Below are 21,959 nucleotides of genomic sequence, written 5' to 3'. Positions count from 1 at the left end.
CTCCTTATTTAGAGCCTGCAAGTGGGGTGGCTAAGTATGGGAAAGTGGCATCCATCATGCTCGCATCAACTGGAGCACCATCAGTGAATGGCACTGTACCTACATCAGCATCCTCTGGTGTACATAGACCTAAGTCGGTGTCTTCACCATTTACAGGAATAGGGTGACATAAACGCCCCATTACCACGCGAAGTGCAATATCAACGACATCGTCACCTGGACGGCGCCCGTTTGGAAAACCTGCTAAATCATCACCGGCTACACCAAATGCAGACTGATCAGTTTGTGCTGTGGCTGCAATTGCAGTATTTAAACGTAGCATTTCTGATGGCGTTACGGTGGCTTGTTGGTTTACCCCTGCAAAACCAGTTAAAAATGCGGTGATTAAATCAGTACGTGGAAAGTTAGTTGGAGCAAGAGTTTCTAAATTAGCGCCAAGTGTGGTATTTACTGCATCTTTAAATAAAATATTTAACAGCTCTGGTAAAGACGGGTGCGAAACGTAATCTAAAAACTGTGCATCGTCTTTAGGGTGAGCCGTTGAGAAGGTATCTTTGTCTTTAATACCAATAACTAGCTCATTAACTAATGGATTACCTAAGCGTGAAACCTGCGTTAATGCACCGCCATTTACCGCGTTATCTGCAAATTTAGCGTTAGGGTTTAAAATGCGTGCTTGAGGTAGGCTTGCTGTTGTCCATGAACCAATTACGCCGTTGCCTTCACCTACAATACAGCTTTTAGGCATTTCAACTGCAATTGAGGTAACGTTTTTATCTACGAGGTCGTCATTCTCACTGCTTTGTGTAATCCCTCCAGGGAAACCACCGCCATCCCCAGCACCTGGCGCACTATCACCTTCTACGGGAACGTAATTTACTAAATCGAATGTTTTACCTAAGTTAACGACAAATGGGTCTTTGCGCTGACCAACAAATACTTTGGCCATACTGTCACAGTCTGGTACCGAAACTTGATAAACAAACTGATCTGCATAGGTTTGGTAATCAGCCATTGAACCAAATGTTTTGTCACCAATATAATCAAGCGGTTTATTAAACGTGGTTGAACTGGTAGTGGTATTACTTAATGTTGTACTGGTACCCGTGCGTTGTGGACCGCTTATCATGCTGAGTGTGTATGACTCGCTAAAATTAGCGGCGCTATCATCACCTGCTGCTACACCACCAACGTTTTTAAGAGGTACAGATACAGTACGTTGATTATCTTCTGGGCCAACGGTTAATTGCACGCCTTGATTATCGTTTGGCAGCATACTGGTAAAATTAAAGGCAAAGGTAATATCCTCAACTGCATCACCGTCGTTATCAATATGAATACTGTAGGTTGCATCTGGGTCCATAGCAAAGTAGTTAGGGCCGCCGTAGGCATCTTGTAGAGGAATATAGTTGGCAATAAATGTAACGTAGTCGTCTCTGCCTGCTTCATAACTATTAAATACGTAAAAGTCGGTAGAGTCTAAGGTTGGAAAGCGGCTAATGTTCGGCGCTTCACGATGACTTGATGCCTCGCTAGAGGTGCTTACTAAGGTACTGCATACTACTACTGCGAGTATAGATGGAGTTAAAGCTTTCATGACTTTTTCCTTTAGTTTTGATTGGAGTCATAACTAATAACGAAGCAAAAAGCACAATGGATGCAAAAAAGTTAAATATTTTTTTATTATTGTTAATAAAGGAGTGTTTAACGTTCAAGATTAAATTTTCAGCAGGCTGTTTTATATTTTGATAAGGAAGTGATAAAGAGGCTGAAGCGGTTTGGTTTTATACTTATTACAGGGGGTGTATGCAATTAAAATAACGCAGCAGGTATTGAGCACACAATATGATAAGCATCGCAGTGCGATTAAGCCTACTTTAGTTTAATCAAATATTAATGGTTACCCAAGGTAAATAAAAAGGTTGGCCAAACAAAGTTTGACCAACCAGTCGCGTTTATTTAGTTATAAAATAACTAAATCTGTCGTGTACAGTACTTGTGTTGGTAGGCCGTTTGGCGAGCCACCTAAAGGCTCTAAGCTAACAGCGAGTAGGGCAATGTCTTGTGCCTTAAAGCGCGTGCCTTTGAGTAACTGTTTTTCACCGTTTTTAGGCAGTAGACCCAACGAAATTGGCGTGTCTTGCCCTTTTAAAATCATCCACAGCTCGTAGTCTTTATCGGTTTGCGCAACGAGTTTATCACTGGCTTTAACCGATAATGTTTGCTCATCTACGTTAATAAACCACAGTGATTGCTTATCTTGGTTTTGTACTAAAGCAATTTGTTGGCTGTATTGGGGCTGAATAACCAAAAATGCCAAGATAATACAGGCAGCTGTAGCTATAAATGACAAATTGCGCCACAGCGATGTAGCTGGTTTGATCACCGTTTTAACGGGCTGATTGGTGTGTTCTAATGTATTTAAAATATTCTGCCACACTTGCGCGCGGGGTGTTTGAGGCGTAATTGCACTGGCTAAATCATTTAAATTTTGCTCCCACATTATAGTGGCTTCTCGGGCTTGCGGTAAGCTGAGCATTAAGCGTTGAAAACGTTTTCGTGCCAGGCCTTTTAAAGTACCTAATACATACTGCCCTGCTAAAGCATCAAGTAATTCTGGTTTATTATAATTCATAATGTTAAACACCTCTGCAACTGCTGCAAACCACGCCTGATCCAGCTTTTAACTGTGCCTAAGGGCGTTTCTATGTGATTGACTAACTCACCATGGCTTAGCCCTTTGTAATAGGCTAAATGAATGGCTTGTTTTTGTTGGGGATCAAGTTGCTCAATACAATTAACAAGTTTGGTTTGTTCGTCGTAACTAACATCGACTGCTTGTTCGTCGTATTCATCGTCACCCATTGCCTGCTCTTTTCTTACCTTGTGATAACGCAATGCATCTAAGCTGCGGTATCTCACAATGCTTATCATCCAGCTAATAACTGTGCCTTTAGATGAGTTGTACTCTGACGCGTTATGCCAAATTTTTATAAATGCCTCTTGCAGTACTTCTTCTGCGTGCGCGCGGTTTGACAGCATATTTAAACTAATCGCAAAAAGCTTTGCGCTTGTTTGCTGATACAAATCAGCAAACGCGGCTTTGTTACCCTGTGCTGTTTTACACAAAAGAGGAAGTAAATTGTCGTTTTCCATAAGGTTCCTGTTGTTTTTATTATTACCGAGGTGTGTTGGGCTTCGTGAATTAAAAATTGTTTTATTTAAGCGCAACCTAATCGCTTTGAAATAGAGATTAAACAGGCTGTTATAAATTTAACCAATAAAGATAAACACACTCTCAATAAACGTGTGAAAAGAGTGATTGGATGCAAAAACTTTTAAGCTGACATTTATATTAGCTGCTGTACACATTGAAACAAGTTTTAAATATAAACAGTTACCTTTGAGTAGTGAGAAAAAATGACCGATTACTGTGTAAAAAGCGCCTAATATGCGAATGCAGCTAAAGCTAGCTACTTTTATTTATTTTATATCAGTTACTTAGTGTTGTTTTTGTTCCTAAAAAACAACTTTTGTTGGCGTGTAAATTGCTACTACACTTATACACAGCTGTAAAAAAATGTGCCAAAACAGTAAAAATAAAGGAGAAAATATGTGGGCTGCAACGAGTTATTTAATTTTAGCGTTAATTTTTATATTTATAGGGTGGGAGGTTAACTCGGTATATTTTGCAGTGGTATTTTACTGGAGTGCATTGTCGTTAATTCTTGTCAGTGGTGCTTACATTTTTAATTTGGCGAAAATTTTTAGAAAGCGTGAAAATGGTGTCATCCCATTTTATATTCGCTGGGCATTTGTGCCTTTTTTACTGGGTGTTCAAATTTACAATGCGTATTCTCGCAAGCACGATAAAGTCCCTCCCATTCAAAAAATTAACGACCATTTATTTTTAGCATGCCGATTGTTCCCCTCTGATATAGATACGTTAAAAGAAAACGGCATAACGGCAATATTAGATGTAACGTGTGAGTTTGATGGCTTAGAATGGAGCTCTACACAAGAAAATATTAGCTATTTAAATATTCCGGTGCTTGATCATAGTGTGCCTACCCATTCGCAATTAAACCAAGCCATTAACTGGATACATCATCATATTAAAGAAGACCGCCGCGTGGTAGTTCACTGTGCACTGGGTAGAGGGCGTTCGGTATTTGTTATGGCAGCGTATTTACTGAGCCAAGATAAAAACGCCGATGTTCACCAAGTGCTCGCGCAAATAAAAGAAACCCGCGAAACCGCAAATCTTAATAAGCATCAGCTTCGTCATTTAGCAAAGCGACATAAAAAGGGTGAGCTAGTTATTAAAAACAAAGCCGTTATTATTGCAAACCCTGTGTCGGGTACCAAAATGTGGCAAGACAAAGAGCATTTAATAGTGGCTAGGTTGTCGGCGTATTATGATTTAGAAGTATTAACCACCACCAAAGATATAGACGGTATTGAGCTTGCTAAACAAGCCATTAAAGATAAGCCAGATATAATAATTGCCTGTGGCGGCGATGGAACCGTGACAGAAGTAGCAAGTGTGTTGGTAAACACTCAGTGCAAGCTGGGTATTATCCCAATGGGCACAGCCAATGCATTAGCGCATGTGCTTATGGGGATTAGCTCTAAAATCATTCCTGTTGAGCAGGCCTGCGATCTTATTATTGATGGGCAAACCCAAACAATTGATACGGCCTATTGTAATGACGAGCTTATGCTGTTGTTAGCTGGGATTGGTTATGAGCAATCAATGGTAGAAAAAGCAGATAGAGACTCAAAAAACGAATCGGGTCAGCTTGCCTATTTAAGTGGGTTTTTTCAGGCATTTAGTGAGCAAAAAGCGCAAACCCTTTATGTCACCCTTGATGATAATCAAATGCAGGAGGTAAATACAAATAGCTTTATTGTGGCTAATGCTGCGCCATTTACTACGTTATTAGCCCAAGGAGGTGGTCAGCCCGATCACGAAGATGGCCTATTAGACATTAATTGGCTGCTACCTAGTGATGAAAACACCACTCGCGTGTTAAGCATTGCTGAACTTATGTTTAGTAGTATTACACAAACGCATTTAGCAATTAGCTCGCATCATACCAACGCTAAAAAAGTAACGATAACCGCAGACGAAGAAATTAAGTATGTACTGGATGGTGAAATTAAAACAGCGGATACGCTTACTATTACAGTTGACCCCGCCTCGTTAAAAGTAATTAGTAAGGAGCTATAAAATACAAAATGCACGTATTTAACGTGCATTTTTGTGTGTTACTTTTTAATGCTTGGCCAAACAAAACCACTGCTATCGCTTTGGCTGGCTGGCTTAGGGCGCTGAGCGCTTTTGGGTTTACGCAGCGGTTTGTTACTTAACGTATGTAAGTAGAGAGCTTCAACTTTATCGCGAGCCCAAGGGGTTTTACGTAAAAATTTTAAGCTTGATTTAATACTCGGTGAGTCGGTAAAACATTTAATGTTTACTTGCTCGCCCATGGCTTTAAACCCTAAGCGCTGCTCAAGCTCTACTAAAATTTGTTCTAACGTTACCCCATGAAGAGGATTTTTTGGTTGATTATCCATAGCCATACTACTTATTTAAACTGTGCGCATTGTAGCGTAAATCCTCTTTTAGCGCTAATTGACCGTAATGGTTTTAGGCTTTGTGGGATAAACAATATTGCCTTTTTTATCTAATTTTAGCCAAATTAGCTCACTGTTATTATGCTGCGGGTTTTTAGCAGCGCACACTAAGGTAAAAGAATGTACTTGCACCAGCGCGCCTTCACTATAACGTTTGTTGTCGTACCAACAAATATAACCATTATTAATAATCTCATTAGCGTCAATAATAGAATGGGTTTTGACTGTTTTTGCATAACTGCTAGGGGCTAAAGTGAACGCAATTAAAAAAATAAATAAAACCATAATATGGCGCATGAGCGACCTCGAATTTTGATAGTTTAAAAATAGTACACACGATTAAAAAACATGCTAGGGTAAGTAATAGCGTTAAACAACACTGACTTAAACACACAATTATAAAAAGGTGAACACATGCAATTTAATCAAACAATGATAGATGAATTTACGTTATTAGCTAAATTTCCACGTGAGAGCAAAATGCAAGGGATTAAGTTACATTCGGATGCTGAACCAAATTTATTAAGCGCGGCGCAAAGGTTGTTTGATAAAGGCGTGATAGACAGCCCAGATGGCGGCTATTTAACCGAACTGGGCCTTGATTTAATAGAGCACGTGAGTGTTATTCACTGCGCGTTAAAAAGTTAAATTGCATCGCGCTGATTTTGCGGCGCGGCGTCATTAAAAGCGGGCAATGCATTACAACGTGCATAAATGGCTGCAATTTTTGGATACGCAGCCATATCTACATTAAAACGCAATGCATTAAATACCTGTGGCACTAAGCATATATCAGCGAGAGTGGGTGTATTGCCTACGCAAAACTCATTGTTTTCACTTAGCATCAATTCAATTTTTTCAAATCCAAGCTCTACCCAATGCCTATACCAGGCGGATTTAGCTTGCTCGTCTACACCCAATTCGTTGCTTAAATACTTCAGCACTCGTAAATTATTTACTGGGTGAATATCACATGCCACTGCATAGCTAATATTACGAATTTGCGCTTTTTGCCATGCAGTGCCATAAATTAACGGCGTTTGCGGATAGCTTTCGTCTAACCACTCTAAAATAGCGAGTGATTGCGCTAATACACCTTCGTCCGTTTCAAGAGCAGGAAGTAAACCTTGCACATTTTTATCTAAGTAAGGCTGCGTTAGCTGTTCAGATTTAAGTAAATTAACGAATTGCATATCATGCTCAATGCCTTTTAAATTAAGTGCTATGCGTACACGGTATGCGGCAGATGAGCGAAAGTAGCTGTATAGTTTCATTGTTATTATTCCTCGCCTGTAAAATGTTTTGTGATACTACGCCAGCACTGAGTGTAATTAGTTTGGCGCTCTTTTCCTTCAAGGGCATATTTAGTGGGCGATATTATGTAACGAGACTCGAACATAAAGGCCAACGTGTTCTCGTATTTTTGCGGCGCAAGCTCAGCGTTAGATGCTTTTTCGAATACCTCGGCTTCAGGCCCATGTGGCGACATGCAATTATGCAAACTAGCGCCTCCTGGTACAAACCCGTGCTCTTTTGCATCGTAAACCCCTTCTATTAAGCCCATAAACTCACTCATAATATTGCGATGATAGTAAGGAGGTCTAAATGTATTCTCTGCCACCATCCAACGCGGTGGAAAAATTACAAAATCTACATTTGCCATGCCTTCAGTGGCTGAAGGGGAGGTAAGTACAGTAAATATTGAAGGATCTGGGTGGTCAAAACTCACGGTATTAATAACATTAAAACGTGCTAAGTCGTATTTGTACGGTGCGCTGTTACCGGTCCAAGCAACTACATCAAAAGGCGAGTGTGTAATAGGGCAACTAAATAAATGACCGTTAAATTTAGTGACTAATTCAAAGCTACCTTCTTTATCTTCAAATGCAGCGACAGGGTATTTAAAGTCTCTGTCGTTGGCATAGCCATTTGCCCCGACGGGGCCGCGCTCGGCAAGTTCAAATGCATGACCATAGTTTTCACAAATGTAGCCACGTGCGGTTTCATCAATTAAATCAACCGAGAATTTAATCCCGCGAGGAATGACGGCAATTTCCCCCGGCTTTACTGTGAGCTTTCCGCACTCAGTGTGTAATAACAGTTCGCCATGCTGAGGCACAAACAACAACTCACCATCGGCATTACAAAAATAACGCTCTTGCATAGAACTGTTAGCAACATAAAGATGAATACCAATACCGGTTTGCCCATTGGCACTGCCATTTGCAGCCATTGTAATTAAGCCATCAATAAAATCAGTGGGCTTTGAAGGAATATCAATAGGGCTCCAGCGCATCATTGTAGGGGGCGTAATTGCTTCAGTTATTGGCGCTGTTCTTATTAGTGCGTTATCTATAGCAGTGTATTCACCTTGTACCACCGATGGACGAAGGCGGTACAGCCACGTGCGACGATTAGCGGCTCGCGGTGCCGTAAAGGCCGTGCTGCTAAATTGCTCGGTGTATAAATTGTACTTCACCTTTTGTGGGGTAAATTGCCCAACAGGCAGTGCGCCGGGTAGCGCTTCGGTTTCAAACTCATTGCCAAAACCGCTCATGTAGTTTATTTCGCTGGCCATATTTAGATCCTGTGAGAGTGACATTGTTTTATCTTTCTAGGGCCTGTTTATCTTTCGAGGTTGAATTTGCAGCAGTCTGTTTGGGAATTAGGCAAGGCAGAGCCTATGCAGTATGGTTTCCCCATAAATAGGCGATAACGTAGCATAAATGCCAAACAGGCGCTGCCCGAAGGGTTCTGCCTAGGGGCCATTTACTCTTTGTTGCTCGGTTTTTACTTAGCCCACTAGGTTACAAACCTCGCGCCGCGATTATATGGCCCCTAGATTGAACAAATTTCAATCCTGAAAGGTCAACAGGCCCTAATTAGTTTAAAGTACTCTCAAGTGAGAGTAATTTCAAATGGGCGTATGTTTTAGCCTGTAAATAAAAATGCACAGTTTTCACAGTGTGTAAATGCGATGAGAAAGTAATAATGGAAATAGATCTAGAGCAGTTTTTGCCTTATCAGTTGAACCAAATGGCAAATCTCATAAGCGATGATTTTGCGCGTGTTTATCAGCAAAAATACAACTTAACCATCCCTCAATGGCGGGTGTTGGCAAACTTAGCACAATATGGCAAAAGCAATGCAAAAGATTTATGTACACAGGCCAATATGGACAAGTCAACGGTTTCACGAGTTATAAAATCATTGCTGCAAAGAGGGTATGTTGAAGCACAACTAAATCAGCAAGATAAGCGAGTAACGCAGGTTATGTTAAATGAGCAGGGCAATGCAATTTACAAGCTCATAGCACGTGATGCACAAAATTGGGAAGGGCAATTAGCAGAAAAATTTAGTAAGCAGCAACAAGTCCAATTGCTAAATTTACTAAAAGAGCTTAAAGGTGCCTTATAAAACCAATCCGCAATAATACTTAATCATTTTGAGGGGCTAAATGTGTCGCTATCTGCGTTATAAAATTTTCATTTAGAAAGCTAAATAGCAATTTTTTTACCTAGCTCATAACACATTTATCTATCATTAAAATAGATCATTTAATTAAGCTGGTTGGTAAAAAAAAGCCCATCAAAAGATGGGCTTTAATTAGTCGTTTTTTACGCTAATGCGATTAGAAAGTGTAACGTACACCTACACGCATTTGCCATAATGACGCATCAGATTGTACTGATGTATTTGCGTTGTTTTCATTAAAGCCAGAGTAAACGTAACGGCCTTGCTCATCAATTGATGTTGAAATCATGCTAGCGCCAACGAAAGGACCTTTTTTAAGTACGCCCCAATCATCGTTTAATAGGTTAGTTAAGTTATCAATTACGAAGAACGCTTCACCTTTATGGCCATCCATAAAGCCTGGTAATTCTTGAGTAACTTTAAAGTTAAATTTAACAAACCAATCTGAGTTTTCAGCATTACGGCCAGTGATTTCACCACGCTCTAAACCGTTAGACGCGATAAAATCGTTAAACGCGTTAATTTCATCAGCGCTCATGTCGTAAACAACGTTAGGATCGTTTTCAAGTGGTACGTAAAGTAACTGACGGTCACCATTCCAGTTAGCATCGCCCCATACATTTTCGTCGCTACCATCAAATGTGTAGCTGTATGGTAAGCCTTTGTATGCTTCACCGTATAGGTTAAAGCGAGTAGCAAAACCATCAACAAACTCATGCGTGTAGCCAAGCGTCATAGTAAAACGATGTGGGATTTCGTAATCTGATGATGCAACACCAGGGTTACCAGGATCCGTTAGCGCAATATTACCGTAGTTTGAGCCCGCAACAGAGCTTGTCATTGGGTTAACATCGTCTGAATCTGTGTATGCGTAACCAAAGTTAACGCTTACGCCATTGTCAAACATTTTGCTTACAGCTAATGAAATAACCGATGAATCACCGCTATCACCACTTACATTTGTAAGAAGGTATTCACCATCACGGCCTTCGATTGACTCGTAAATAGGACGACCATCAAATGTAGTTTCGCCCGAATCCTGAAGTGCGATGTCGCGCATTAAGGCAGCATCTTTCTTCTTAGAGTATAAGTAATCAAGTGAAATAACATACTCGTTTTCAGTTGTGTATGTTGCACCGATTGAGTATTTCCACTCTGAAGGAATTTCAAAGTCTGGGTCAACTGCATTTACTGTAGCATCACCTGAGCCAATTACAGTGTTAGCAACTTCATCAAACATCTCTTGCGGTACTTCAAAACCAGGCGCGCCGCCATTTACGTTTGGCGTGTTGAATAAATCAACCGAGCTGCGGAATGTACCGATGTTTGTAATACCATCGTTAGAGTAAGAGTTAGATAACCAAACATTTGGGTTACCACCAGAGAATAAGCCAACACCAGCACGAACTTCTAACTCGTCTGTTGCATACCACTGGAAGCCAACACGTGGTTGAAGTAAATCAATACCATCAAACGTGCTTTGGTTACTAAAACCATAGCGGTCAGTATAGTTTTGGTTAAAGTTTGGTACGTCATCACTTGTGTATTTATCGTAGCGTAAACCAAATGTGATGTTTGCATCTAAGTCTGTAAATGCATATTCGTCTTGAACATAAAACGTATGCTGAGCGTATGAGAAACTTGCAGCCGCATCGTTAGGATCATTAGTACCGGCAGCATTGTTGTAGTAAACAGCGTTTGCGATACCTTGCTCAAATAAATCAATACCCGTTACGTCTGAATCTCTTTCGTTATAAAAACGGTACTCGCCTTCAGTCTGCTGTACGAATAAGTTAAATACGTCTAACTCTTCAAACTCATAGCCAGCTGTAATGGTATGTTGGTCAAGGTAGTAAGTACCCGCTACTTTAAATGTAGTGGTATCGTAATCTAAATCATTTGATTGACGAGAATCATCTGGACCAATGTAAACTGTACCACCGTTACCTGTGCTTATTTGCATTTCACCAAAGCTGCTTGCAGCATCAAGCGATTGTACCGTTGCGTCTAATTCTGATTTACCAATACGAACTTCAGTTGAAAAATCATCTGACCAATCTGAATACACAGACGCGATAATTGAAGTAAATTCTGCACTTTGGTCGTAAAAGTGGTTTGATAGTGAAACACGGCTAGAACCAGTGTCTGACTGTGAAACCGTATTACCGTCGTTGTAGTTGTAGATTAAGTTTGCACGGTGATCTTCGTTGATGTTCCAATCTAATTTAACTAAGATTTTTTCATCTTCAACCGGCATACTTGAAGGAGTACCGCCTACGTCATAGCCATATACAGTTTGAGCAATGTTTGTAATACGAGCAATATCATCTGCAGTTACACTGCCGCTGCTTAAACCGTCGTAGTTAAACTGTTGCACACCTTCAAGCTTTTCGTATGAAGTGAATAAAAACAGTTTATCTTCGATTAACGGTAAGCCAACGTTAAAGCCGTAACGTTTTTCGGTGTAGTTACCGTTATCAACGTCTTCGCCTTCGATTTTATCGCCTTTTAATGAATCGCTTGTGTAATCATAGAAGATGCCACCGTGAACTTCATTTCCACCAGATTTTGTTACCGCATTAATGTTACATGAGGTAAAGCCACCGTACTGTACGTCAAATGGTGCTAGCTCAGCTGAAACTTGCTCAATTGAATCAAACGAGAAAGGGGCACGAATAGTAGGGTAACCGTTAGAGCTTAAACCAAAGTTATCGTTCATACGAACGCCATCTAGCGTTAAGCTGTTGTAACGAGGGTTACCACCACCACAGTTGATTGAACCGCGGCTATCATCAATTGTGATACGCGGGTCAATACGAATAATATCTTTTAAATCACGGTTAATAGCAGGCGTGTTTTCAAGATCAGTTAAAGTAAATGTAGACGCTGGGCCAGTACCACCAGACATAGAGCTGATAGGTGCACCTGTTACTACAATTTGCTCCATGCTTGATTGTGGCTCAAGTGCAGCATTTACTGGGTAATCGTTACCAATGTTTAGGATAATGTTATTAAATTCTTGATCAGCATAAACATCAGAATCAACGATTACCTTGTAAGGACCACCAACACGAAGGCCTTTAGCAGTAAAGTAACCTGCATCGTTTGCTTCCGTTGTTTTAACTGAGCCAGACGGTACGTGTAAAATTGTTATTTTGGTACCTGGAGCTGGGTTACCGTTTGGACCGGTAATTTGACCCTTAATCGCAGAGGTTGTTTCGTTGGCGAATGCAGCGCCACTTACACTTACACACGCAGCGATAGCAAGTGAGAGTGCTGTTTTTTGAAGTTTAGTCTTCATTTTCATTTCCCGTGAAAGTTATAATTAAATTGTTATTTTAAGTAGTATAAAGCCAGTAGTGTTGTTGGATTTATACTCTTGTAATATGCAAAATTAATTTGCACAATTTATACTTGTATACTTAACTAAATTTTGATTAATTACTTATTGTTATGTTACCGCCGTTATGTGACAGTATTATGAAATGCAAACTTTATAATTCCTTTTACAATTAATTATTTACATTTTGTAATTAATACATTTTTAGCTGTATTATTTTAGCTATACTCCAGAGAGTGTATAAACATAAATTAATTCCCGTGTGTAGGTTTTTTATTTATAGGTTGATTGTTATTTTGTCGTTATTTTTAATTTTTTATTCTCATCTGACGAATCAAATAAATAGTTCAATACACCCGCAAGCCTAACGCCTGCTTTTTGCAAACGCTGCTTAACAAGCGGATTGTATTTGAAAACATAACTATAGCTCACTTCATCACTGGTTGAGGTATAAATATCTTCGGCCAGTTTGTGAGATTCCATCAGCCAAGTAGTAGGGCTGCTTTTTAAGTATGTTTTAATTAATGCTGCATCGTCGGTATCTATAAACTTAGCGTATTCAGTGTAAGCTAGGTTTTCATTTTCTATTAATCCAGTGTCCCAAAGGCTATGCAAATTGGTTTCGTTGTCAAAAAAATCAACTTTAATTAAATTGCCGCCTCTATCTTCACTTCGCCCAGCATGAAATGGTTGATGGCTGTCGCCAACCAAGTGAACTAAAAACTTTAAAGCAAACTGTTTTTCATTAAGGGAAGAGGTAGATGACTGAAGTGTATTAATAGAGAAGTAAATACCTTCTAGAATATTTGTTACATCGTCTTTGCTGTGTGTATGTGCGTGATTTAGAGAAAGTGTTTTATTTTTAGGGAGGTTTATGTAGTGCCAGCGTGAAGATTTTTTACGCCAAAATAGTTCAGGACTAGATCGCATTTCATCTGCCCAAGTAGAAATTTGAGCTAGGGATTGTCCTTCTAATAGTGGCAACAGGTTATGCACTGTTTCATCACTCAAATGTTGCTCAGCAATATGCCCAACAATTCGATGACCATTTTGACCCCACGCATACGCTTTAGAAGTTGTAAAAACAGCACCAATTATTAACGTTGTTGCTACGAGAGTAGCAATTTTAATGCGCATCAATGTTTCCTGCATTTATTTTTATTCACCTATTAGCTGGTGTAAACATTGTGATTGTTTTTGCTAAATATAGAAAGGAGTCAAGAGTATTCATTATTTCTTATTCATAATTGCATTAAATCAATAGCTTACCTTTGATGGGTAAAATTACTTGTTGTAATAAGTAAATAATATTGTTCAAATAAAGCCTTAGTGTTGTTAGGTACATCTTATTGATGGGGTTTGGAAAGGTCATGTTACATAAACTGTCGTTTGTTACACTTTTGTTTCTGGTTATGGTTGCTGCATGGTCTGTTGGAAAGGTGAGCGTTAAAAGTGATGAAATAAATTTCCCAGAACTAATAAAAACGTCAACACAATGTTATACAACAGCCAGTGAAAACAAAAATCAGCTTATTGTATTTACGCCATCGCAAAGCGTGGCAGAGAAGCTTACAGAGTCTCTATGCCTTGATACCGTGGTAACGAAACAATACGGTTCAGTTAAAGGTTACTGGGGTGACAGTACAACGGAAAGCTTCGATTTTGTCGGCAAAGGGATTGCAGACCTCGTACTTGCAAAAAATAATATAATGGATGCCTTTAATGCAGAGCTAACTTATAACTATCAATCTGTGGTGGGCTTTTCTGATTACACCGCATTTTTTATCTCCTCAAAAGAAAAGCCACGCTTAACAAAACAATACTTTTTAGATAAGCGTATAGGCTTATTAGATTACCCTACAAGCCGCTCTGGCCATATACTTCCAAAGAAAATGTTTAAAGATTTAAATATCAACTTAGCCAATCTAGATATTACTTACGCCAGTTCGCACAGCGAGCTTCGTGACTTATTAGCTAATGGGCAGGTCGATATTATTGCGTCTTTTTGGAAAGAAAGTGATGCTGCTCGTTTTTCAAAAAATTATATAACCCCTTTAAGTAATAAAATTTCAGGTTCGCGCTGGTATCTAAAAATGCAGCAAAACAATACAGACCTTTTATGTGCTGTACAGCGTCATATTCTTGATATGTCAAAGGAGCAGACACTGAGTTATTACAAAGAGGCGCAATCGTATTGGGATTGCAGTTCAGAGCAGGTAACAGCTAAAGATGAGAGCGTTAAAAATGGATAAGTATAAATATGTTTTTTTTGGCTGCGCTGTTTTTATTATTAACTGTTTAGTGTTTTATGTGTCTGTAATTAATGAGCAGAGTGACGCTATTAAACGCCAGGTTATTGAAACCGAAAAACAAGTTGCGCTGGATTTACCGTTAATTGCGCTCTCTAATGAGCTTTTAAAGCACTCGGGTAACCAACATGCAGTGCAAGACTACTTATTAAAGCTCAACGGCTATTTAGACAATAACCTTCGCTTAGTTAAAATTGTGCCAAAATCTGCTAAACCTTTAACTTTAAAGCCAAACCAGTTTATAAGAACACTCAAGTCGAGCACTACCCATGTCTCTTTAGTGTTTGAGAAAAACGCACAGTTTTGGTCAGAAAACAGGTTTTTGATTTGCTTGTTATTTTTGGTTTTGAGTATTTTATTTAGCAAATGGCTGAAGTCTATTATAGGTATGCCTGTAGATGCTAAAGGCCCATCATTAAACGCTGATACTGACTTAGGGAAACCAAAAGAGCTGGCATTGATCATTGATTTAAACACTAAAACACTCAGTAATAGTTATATGCCTGACGCTACAGTGTGTTTAGCTAACAAACCGTTATGCTTTTATTTAGCATTAATAGAGTTTTGTCGTGATAATAAAGATGTTGTGCTAAATCAAAATAAATACGTGCCAGATGAGCTTATAGAGCTTGCTAATAAGTACTTTTATAGGTTGATTGAGCTTGGGCATACTATACGCAAGCGGCCAAATTTTAATAGCAGCTTAGAAAAAACACTCAGTGAAATTCGTGCAGCCCTAGACGAGGTCTTAAACGAACACCCTGATATGAAAGACATTTATTATCCGCCTAAAGCATATGGCGAGGGCTCTCGCTCACGTTTACACAGTTATGGTTTAATAAATATTGCAAAGGGAAACATAGAAATAAAAGGAAAGTAGTCAGCTACTTTCCTTAAACATTATCTTTTAATAACGTTTTGTTATTTAGGTGCAAACTGCGCAGCTTTAAGAGGACTATTTTGCGATACAAAGGTTTTAAGTGCCTGGGCATCGGTTTCATCTGTGCTAACAAACCCTTTGAGTTTATTAATAGCAGGGTAACCGTCACCACCTGATGCGTTATAGCTATTTAAACTCATACGGTAAGTTTTATTTTCATCAAGTGGCTTACCATCAATGAGTACACTGACTAATTTGCCATTTTTACGGGTAAACGCTAATTTGTGATATTGCAAATAGGCACCTGCATCAACAGGGAAGCTGGTCACTGTTTCTAAGTAGTTCCATAAATCACGCCCTTGCCAGTCCATGTAAGTAATGCGATTTTTAAACGGGTGTACTTTTAAAATATCTTTATAGCTAATATCGCCAGCTTCAATAGAGCTTCTTATTCCGCCACCACTAATAAGGCCAAAGTCGGCGCCAACCACATTCATTTGTGCCTGTATAATCACACGCGCTAAATTAGTTTGTTGGTAACGCACCTTGTTTCTATCGCCCTCTAAACGCGCATCAACACTGCCAATTTTACCTGCAATTTGTTTTGCGCCTTTTGCTTGGTAACTTGCTAAAAAAGCTTCTAGGGTCGGATCGGGTTTAATGTATTCGTTGGCTAATACTTGTTTACTAGACCCATCGGCTTGAATTTCATCAACATATAAATTAACTGGCAACAATTTATAATCAAGTAGGGTGAGCTTTTCGTTTTCTAACTTAAACTCTGCCTTACCCACATACTTGCCCCACTCATGTGCTTGCATAATCCATGTGCCGTTTTGCTGATCGGGCTTACACGCAAGACCGGGTTTAAAGTTATCGTCATTTTTATTTTTAGCTGCCATACAAACCGGCTCTTGCGAGTGACCACCAATAATCATATCTAAGGTATTAGCGGGTAAAGAGCGGGCAAGTGTGACATCGCCCGGGGCATTAATCCCAAAGTTTGCATCTACATAATGGCCCATGTGAGTAAGTGCAATAGTGATATCGGGGTTGTATTGCTCATTAATTTTTTTAGCGAGAGCTGCCGTCACATCAACGGGGTCTTTAAATTCTAAATGGCCAATATATTGTGGGTTAGCTATTTTAGCGGTGTCTGTAGTGGTAAGTCCTATAACCGCAATTTTTAAGCCTCCCTTTTCAAAAATTTTATAGCCTTGAAATGCGCTTTCCCCAGTTGCTTTATCAAAAATATTTGCAGACAGTAAAGGAAAGGTAGCCCATTGTTGCTGCTTAGTTAAAACGCTCAGTGGATTATCAAATTCATGGTTACCAATGGCCATAGCATCGTAACCGAGTAACGACATTCCCTTAAAATCAGGCTCTGCGTGTTGTAAGTCTGATTCAGGTATACCGGTGTTAATATCACCGCCAGAAAGCAGCAATACTGCATGGCCTTGCTGTTGAGCTTTGTTACGTAAAGCGTCAATTAACGTTTTACGCGCCGCCATACCATATTCACCTTTTTCGTTATGCCAAAAGCGCCCGTGATTATCGTTAGTATGTAATACAGTAATATACTGTGGGGCAGTGGAGGTGTTTAAAGGTGAGTTTGTACAACCTATAACAGATAAAATAACTGAAAATAAAATAATTATACGCATGAAATACCCATTTATTATGGTGTGCTTAATTTATTAGGCGGTTAGTTTAAACTAATTTAGCGATAAATAACGTACTTATTTTATACTTTTTTATATTCGATTTTTAAAAGTAATATTAAATTATTAAATGCTTTTACACAAAGCGAATACAGCGAGTGTTATTTAAAAGAATATGTAATGAAGTGTAACTAAAAGGGTGTTAATTGTAGTTGTGCCTTCTAAATGCTTTTCCTTGGCGTATAGTGTGGATTGGTATTAACACTTAATTTAAATAACAATAACAAAAAGGACTCATAATGAAAAAGTGCCTGATTGGCTCACTACTTGCGTTTTCGTGCTTTACTAGCCAAGCCACTATTGTTGAAATGCAAACTTCGCACGGGGTGATAGAGCTTAACTTGTTTGATCAACAAGTCCCCAATACGGTTGCTAACTTTTTAAGTTATATTGAAGATGACGCGTATAACCAAACCGTAATACACCGCTCAGTCAGCGACTTTGTAATACAAGGCGGTGGCTTTACATTTACCGACGAATTAGTGCCAATAACCACCAAGCCTACTGTTGTTAATGAGCCTGTTTTATCTAATGTGAAGGGCACAATCGCGATGGCTAAATTAGCCAACGATGAAAACAGCGCAACGAGCCAGTGGTTTTTTAATATGGTTGATAATAGCGAAGCGCTTGATACTCAAAATGGCGGTTTTACAGTATTTGGGCAAATTACAGCGCAAAGCCAAGCTACACTCGATAATATTGCTGGATTGGTACACTGCGGCGATATCCCATTGGTTGATATAACCAGTGAACAATGCTCAAGTAGCGATGTCGCTCTGAGCAGCGCTAATTTTGTAACTATTAACAGTGTGGTGGTATTAGATGACGACCCGCTTTCATCTGCCAACTTAAACCCAACAGCCAATACATTAATAAGCCAAGACGATTCATCAGCAGAGGCTGGCTCATCAAGCAGTTCGGGTGGGAGTATGGGTGTTGGTTTTTGCTTAATTGCACTGCTTGGTGTGGGTAAACGCTTAAAACGCGCTAAATACTAATTATGTGTTAAACAGTAAATAAAAAAGCGGCTAATTAAGCCGCTTTTACTAAAATGCTAAAATTCGCCAAACAATCGCAAGCCATAAAGCAAACACACTGGCGCAGCCTAGTAAAAAAACATTAAAGCGCATTCTTACATTATTACTGCCAATATGAACAACCGTATGCACAATACGCGAAATAACAAATAAGCACGCAAGCGCAGTAATTAAGTAGCTAGCGCTGTTAAGTTGCAATGCAACAATACAACCGATATAAAAAAGCACTGGTATTTCAAACTGATTGGTAAAGTTTCTATCAGCTACGCGTACGGTATCGCCTGCGTTATCAAGGCGCATGGTTTTAAAATCGCTCAACTGTAATTGTTTGTTTTTTGCAGCAGCAAAGCGTCGCTTGCCCATAATTAACATTACAACGAGCGATAATGTTACTTGTGCAAACATGGCGAGTATTAATATTTTTTCCATCCTATTTCCTTCGTTATTATTTTACTGACTTTAAGTATGCAGGTGTTTTTCACAATGTGTTACATAAATTAGTATTATTTTGTGGTAAACCCTTAATTGTTAGTGTTAATTTAGCTCTATTACGTTGTTTTGAGCGCATCCTAAGCGCAATTTTAATGGAAAAACAAAATGAAAAAAATTCTTGGTTTTAGCGTCATCGCTTTAGCAGTTTTAAGTGGCTGTACTAATACATCATCTACCTCATCGGTTACTAGTTCTTCGCAAAGCTCCTTACTCTCAGACACATTAGTTGTAAGCCCAAATGATTCGCGCGAATATAAAACCCTTACCCTCGAAAACGAAATAGAAGTCATTTTAGTCTCTGATCCAAGCGCTGAAAAATCAGCAGCATCGCTAAGTGTAGGCGTAGGCTTACTACACGACCCTATGATGCAGCAAGGTATGGCACATTACTTAGAGCATATGCTTTTTTTAGGCACAGAGCGCTACCCCGATACAAAAGGCTACTCTGACTTTATGACCAAAAATGGCGGGGTAAATAATGCGTATACGTGGCTCGATATTACCAACTACATGTTTAAAATTAATAACGATGCCTTTGATGAAGCGCTAGACCGTTTTGCTGATTTTTTTAAAGCCCCTAAGCTGTACCCTGAATATGCAGATAAAGAAAAAAACGCTGTAAATGCCGAGTGGTCAATGCGCCGCGAAATGGACTTTTTTGGCCAGTTTAAACTTGCCCGTAAAATGATGGGTGATCACCCGGCAAATCGCTTTTTAATTGGTAACCTAGAAACGCTAGGAGACAAAGAAGGCAGCCAATTACACAAAGAAACGGTCGACTTTTACAATAAATACTATTCATCTAATATCATGAAAGTGGCGCTTATTTCAAACTTGCCAATTGAGCAAATGGAGCAAAAAGCAAAAACTTATTTTGCCGATATCGAAAATAAACACATTGAAAAGCCAACCGTTACTGCAGAGCTTGATTTTGATAAAGCCGGTGGCAAAAAAGTATATTACTCACCTAATGAAGACGTAAAACAGCTGCAACTTGAGTTTACTATTAATAACAACAGCAGCGACTTTGCGGTTAAACCTAACCGTTATGTCAGTTATTTATTAAGTAATGAAATGCCAGGTAGCCCAGCACAATTACTACGCGACAAAGGCTGGGTATCGCAATTAACAGCGTCTCCATCTCCTAGTCAGTACGGCAATTACGGCGCGCTTACTATTTCGCTAGAATTAACCGATGAAGGCATGAAAAACCGCGAAACAATTGTCGCAACTATTATGCAATACATTGAACTGATTAAAAAAGAAGGTGTAGATGCTAAGTACTTCAATGAAATTCGTACATCACTTAGCAATCAATTTAAATTTTTAGAAAAAGGCGATGAGTTTAGCTATGTCAGCGCGCTTACTGGCAGCATGCAAGATTACCCATTAAATCATGCCATTGATGCGCCTTACTATTATGCCAAATTTGACGCAGAGGCGATAAACGAAGTACTTAAACAATTAAATGCGGATACGCTGCGCGTTTGGTATATTTCGCAACAAGAAGAAACCGACTCGCAACTGCATTTTTATGATGGTAAATACCGCATAGAAGATATTAGCGATGCCGAAATTGCCAGTTGGAAAACATCAAGCGAGTTTAAGCTTGCTTTACCAAGTGTAAATAACTTACTACCTGAAAGCTTTGCTATTAAAACAGCTGAGTTTAAAGAGCAGAAACACCCTGAACTGGCTTACGATAAAAACGGCGTAAAAGTATGGCGCCAAGCAAGCCAAAAATTTGCTGCCCAGCCAAAGGGGTTGGTTGAGGTATATATTAATACCCAACCAGGCTTAAATGATATTAATGCTGAAGTACTTTACTCAGTATGGGCCGACTTATATAACATTCAACAAAGCCAACTAAGCACTGAAGCCGCCATTGCCGGCATGAGTGTAAACCTTGCGCCAAGTAATGGTTTAGTTTTATCAATGAGTGGCTTTACCGATAAGCAAAATGTACTTTTAAAACAAGCGCTAAGCGGGTTAAAAGCCGACGTAACAGCACAAGCATTTACCCAAGCAATTGATCGCTACAAACGTGGCCTGTTAAATCAGCAAAAGCAATTTCCGTATGCACAAGCATTTGGCGCCTACTCAAAACTTATCCGCACAGGCAGCTTTGATACAGAGGCACTGATAAAAGCGGCAGAATCGTTAAGCGTTGCCGATTTAAACAAGCTAAAAACAGCCACATTTGCCACCAACGATTTACGTGTATTTAGCTACGGTAATTACAACCAACAAGATATAGAATCGATAGCCACTGAGTTAAGTGCCACTTTACCAAGCAATCATACATCGAGTGAGTTTGCGCGTAGTAAAGCATGGTTACCACAGCCAGGCGAAACGCGAGTCTTGCAAAAAGATATTGATGTGGCCGATGTGGCAGTAGTTGATATGACCGTTCACCCAGTGCCAGGATATAAACAAAAAGCGCAAGCTGCGGTGTTACAAAGCCACTTTAGAACCATTGCATTTGATAAAATGCGTACCGAAGAGCAGCTTGCATACGCTGTAGGCGCGCTGGCTCGCCCAATAGAGGATTACTCGGCAATTGGCTTGTTTATTCAAACACCTGTTAAAGGGCCAAAAGAAATACAGGCACGTTTTGATCAATTCAAAAAAGAGTACGCGGTAGAGCTTGATAATATGAGCTTAGATACTTTTGCTCAGCTTAAAAATGCCACGCTTGTATCACTAAAAGAGCAGCCTAAAAACCTAAGCGATGAAATGGGGCCACTTATTACCGATTGGTATCGTGAAAACTTTAACTTTGACTCTAAGCAAAAGCTAATTGATGAAGTTGAAAAAGTAACGCTTGAAGATATTAAGCAGTACTACAAACAAACTATGTTAAACCCACAAGCCGCACGTTTAAATGTGCAGTTACGTGGTACTAAGTTTGTAGAAAGCGACTTTGCTGATTTACCAAATCAAACCAAAATTCAATCGCTTGAAACCTATTACAATGGTATTAAATTACAAAAATAAGCTATATATATTTATACAGCTAAATAATACCAATCCGCTTAATTAAGTATTATTGTGGATTGGTAAAAC

Annotated in this window: 18 protein-coding genes; 7 read left to right on the top strand and 11 right to left on the bottom strand. The window is 39.4% G+C overall.

The features are described from left to right. Positions 1-4 precede the first annotated feature (4 nt). The 3 genes from CWB60_RS04710 to CWB60_RS04700 all read right to left on the bottom strand — a co-directional run bounded on the left by CWB60_RS04710 (position 5) and on the right by CWB60_RS04700 (position 3,156). Positions 5-1,597: a DUF4331 domain-containing protein gene (locus CWB60_RS04710; RefSeq protein WP_138579115.1), complete on the bottom strand. Its 1,593-nt coding sequence runs from the start codon at positions 1,595-1,597 to the stop codon at positions 5-7. A gap of 366 nt (positions 1,598-1,963) precedes the next feature. Further along, positions 1,964-2,635, bottom strand: a complete 672-nt coding sequence (locus tag CWB60_RS04705) for an anti-sigma factor (protein WP_138579113.1) — start codon at positions 2,633-2,635, stop codon at positions 1,964-1,966. Then, entirely contained in the window at positions 2,632-3,156 is a 525-nt protein-coding gene (locus CWB60_RS04700) for a sigma-70 family RNA polymerase sigma factor (protein WP_024031922.1), read from the bottom strand. The genes CWB60_RS04705 and CWB60_RS04700 overlap by 4 nt, the downstream gene beginning before the upstream one ends. Before the next feature lie 457 nt (positions 3,157-3,613). Here CWB60_RS04700 and CWB60_RS04695 point away from each other — a divergent pair, with 457 nt between their 5' ends. Next, positions 3,614-5,233: a diacylglycerol kinase family protein gene (locus CWB60_RS04695; protein WP_138579111.1), complete on the top strand. Its 1,620-nt coding sequence runs from the start codon at positions 3,614-3,616 to the stop codon at positions 5,231-5,233. Positions 5,234-5,271: 38 nt separating this feature from the next. On the opposite strand, the gene CWB60_RS04690 is transcribed toward CWB60_RS04695, so the two are convergent. Then, positions 5,272-5,580 (bottom strand): VF530 family protein, encoded by a 309-nt coding sequence (locus CWB60_RS04690; RefSeq protein WP_004588743.1) that lies wholly within the window; start codon positions 5,578-5,580, stop codon positions 5,272-5,274. 54 nt (positions 5,581-5,634) lie between these two features. Then, entirely contained in the window at positions 5,635-5,937 is a 303-nt protein-coding gene (locus CWB60_RS04685) for a DUF1496 domain-containing protein (RefSeq protein WP_121638438.1), read from the bottom strand. Positions 5,938-6,054: 117 nt separating this feature from the next. Here CWB60_RS04685 and CWB60_RS04680 point away from each other — a divergent pair, with 117 nt between their 5' ends. Next, on the top strand, positions 6,055-6,288 hold the full coding sequence (locus CWB60_RS04680) for a TIGR02647 family protein (protein WP_004588741.1): 234 nt from the start codon (positions 6,055-6,057) through the stop codon (positions 6,286-6,288). Here the strand turns inward: CWB60_RS04680 and maiA are convergent. Together maiA and hmgA are read right to left on the bottom strand one after the other, a co-directional pair. Continuing rightward, positions 6,285-6,914, bottom strand: a complete 630-nt coding sequence (maiA, locus tag CWB60_RS04675; RefSeq protein ID WP_138579109.1) for a maleylacetoacetate isomerase — start codon at positions 6,912-6,914, stop codon at positions 6,285-6,287. The genes CWB60_RS04680 and maiA overlap by 4 nt on opposite strands. A 5-nt stretch (positions 6,915-6,919) precedes the next feature. After that, positions 6,920-8,218, bottom strand: a complete 1,299-nt coding sequence (gene hmgA, locus CWB60_RS04670) for a homogentisate 1,2-dioxygenase (protein WP_138579173.1) — start codon at positions 8,216-8,218, stop codon at positions 6,920-6,922. 413 nt (positions 8,219-8,631) lie between these two features. Between hmgA and CWB60_RS04665 the strand changes: the two genes are divergently transcribed. Further along, complete coding sequence (locus tag CWB60_RS04665) at positions 8,632-9,057, top strand: MarR family winged helix-turn-helix transcriptional regulator (protein WP_055253955.1); 426 nt, start codon at positions 8,632-8,634, stop codon at positions 9,055-9,057. Positions 9,058-9,271: 214 nt separating this feature from the next. On the opposite strand, the gene CWB60_RS04660 is transcribed toward CWB60_RS04665, so the two are convergent. Beyond that, positions 9,272-12,415: a TonB-dependent receptor gene (locus CWB60_RS04660; RefSeq protein ID WP_138579107.1), complete on the bottom strand. Its 3,144-nt coding sequence runs from the start codon at positions 12,413-12,415 to the stop codon at positions 9,272-9,274. Between the two features lie 330 nt (positions 12,416-12,745). Then, complete coding sequence (locus CWB60_RS04655) at positions 12,746-13,591, bottom strand: S1/P1 nuclease (protein WP_138579105.1); 846 nt, start codon at positions 13,589-13,591, stop codon at positions 12,746-12,748. Between the two features lie 233 nt (positions 13,592-13,824). On the opposite strand from CWB60_RS04655, the gene CWB60_RS04650 reads away from it, so the two are divergent. Together CWB60_RS04650 and CWB60_RS04645 are read left to right on the top strand one after the other, a co-directional pair. Then, the gene (locus CWB60_RS04650) at positions 13,825-14,706 is read left to right on the top strand and encodes a type 2 periplasmic-binding domain-containing protein (protein WP_004588735.1); all 882 of its coding nucleotides are present in this window, start codon (positions 13,825-13,827) and stop codon (positions 14,704-14,706) included. After that, on the top strand, positions 14,699-15,643 hold the full coding sequence (locus CWB60_RS04645; protein WP_171036115.1) for a hypothetical protein: 945 nt from the start codon (positions 14,699-14,701) through the stop codon (positions 15,641-15,643). The genes CWB60_RS04650 and CWB60_RS04645 overlap by 8 nt, the downstream gene beginning before the upstream one ends. A 41-nt stretch (positions 15,644-15,684) precedes the next feature. Here CWB60_RS04645 and ushA read toward each other — a convergent pair whose 3' ends face one another. Continuing rightward, complete coding sequence (ushA, locus tag CWB60_RS04640) at positions 15,685-17,307, bottom strand: bifunctional UDP-sugar hydrolase/5'-nucleotidase UshA (RefSeq protein WP_138579101.1); 1,623 nt, start codon at positions 17,305-17,307, stop codon at positions 15,685-15,687. A gap of 296 nt (positions 17,308-17,603) precedes the next feature. On the opposite strand from ushA, the gene CWB60_RS04635 reads away from it, so the two are divergent. Further along, on the top strand, positions 17,604-18,362 hold the full coding sequence (locus tag CWB60_RS04635; RefSeq protein WP_138579099.1) for a peptidylprolyl isomerase: 759 nt from the start codon (positions 17,604-17,606) through the stop codon (positions 18,360-18,362). A 48-nt stretch (positions 18,363-18,410) separates the two neighbouring features. Here CWB60_RS04635 and CWB60_RS04630 read toward each other — a convergent pair whose 3' ends face one another. Continuing rightward, positions 18,411-18,830 carry an MAPEG family protein gene (locus tag CWB60_RS04630; RefSeq protein WP_138579097.1) on the bottom strand — a complete coding sequence of 140 codons (420 nt, stop codon included), beginning with the start codon at positions 18,828-18,830 and terminating at the stop codon, positions 18,411-18,413. Between the two features lie 168 nt (positions 18,831-18,998). Here CWB60_RS04630 and CWB60_RS04625 point away from each other — a divergent pair, with 168 nt between their 5' ends. Beyond that, complete coding sequence (locus tag CWB60_RS04625; protein WP_138579095.1) at positions 18,999-21,890, top strand: insulinase family protein; 2,892 nt, start codon at positions 18,999-19,001, stop codon at positions 21,888-21,890. Positions 21,891-21,959 lie beyond the last annotated feature (69 nt).

Origin of the sequence: Pseudoalteromonas sp. S327, from assembly GCF_005886415.1 — a bacterium.
GTDB lineage: Bacteria > Pseudomonadota > Gammaproteobacteria > Enterobacterales > Alteromonadaceae > Pseudoalteromonas > Pseudoalteromonas atlantica.
Note: the sequence above shows the minus strand (reverse complement) of the source record. Positions and strands in the feature narration are given on the sequence as shown.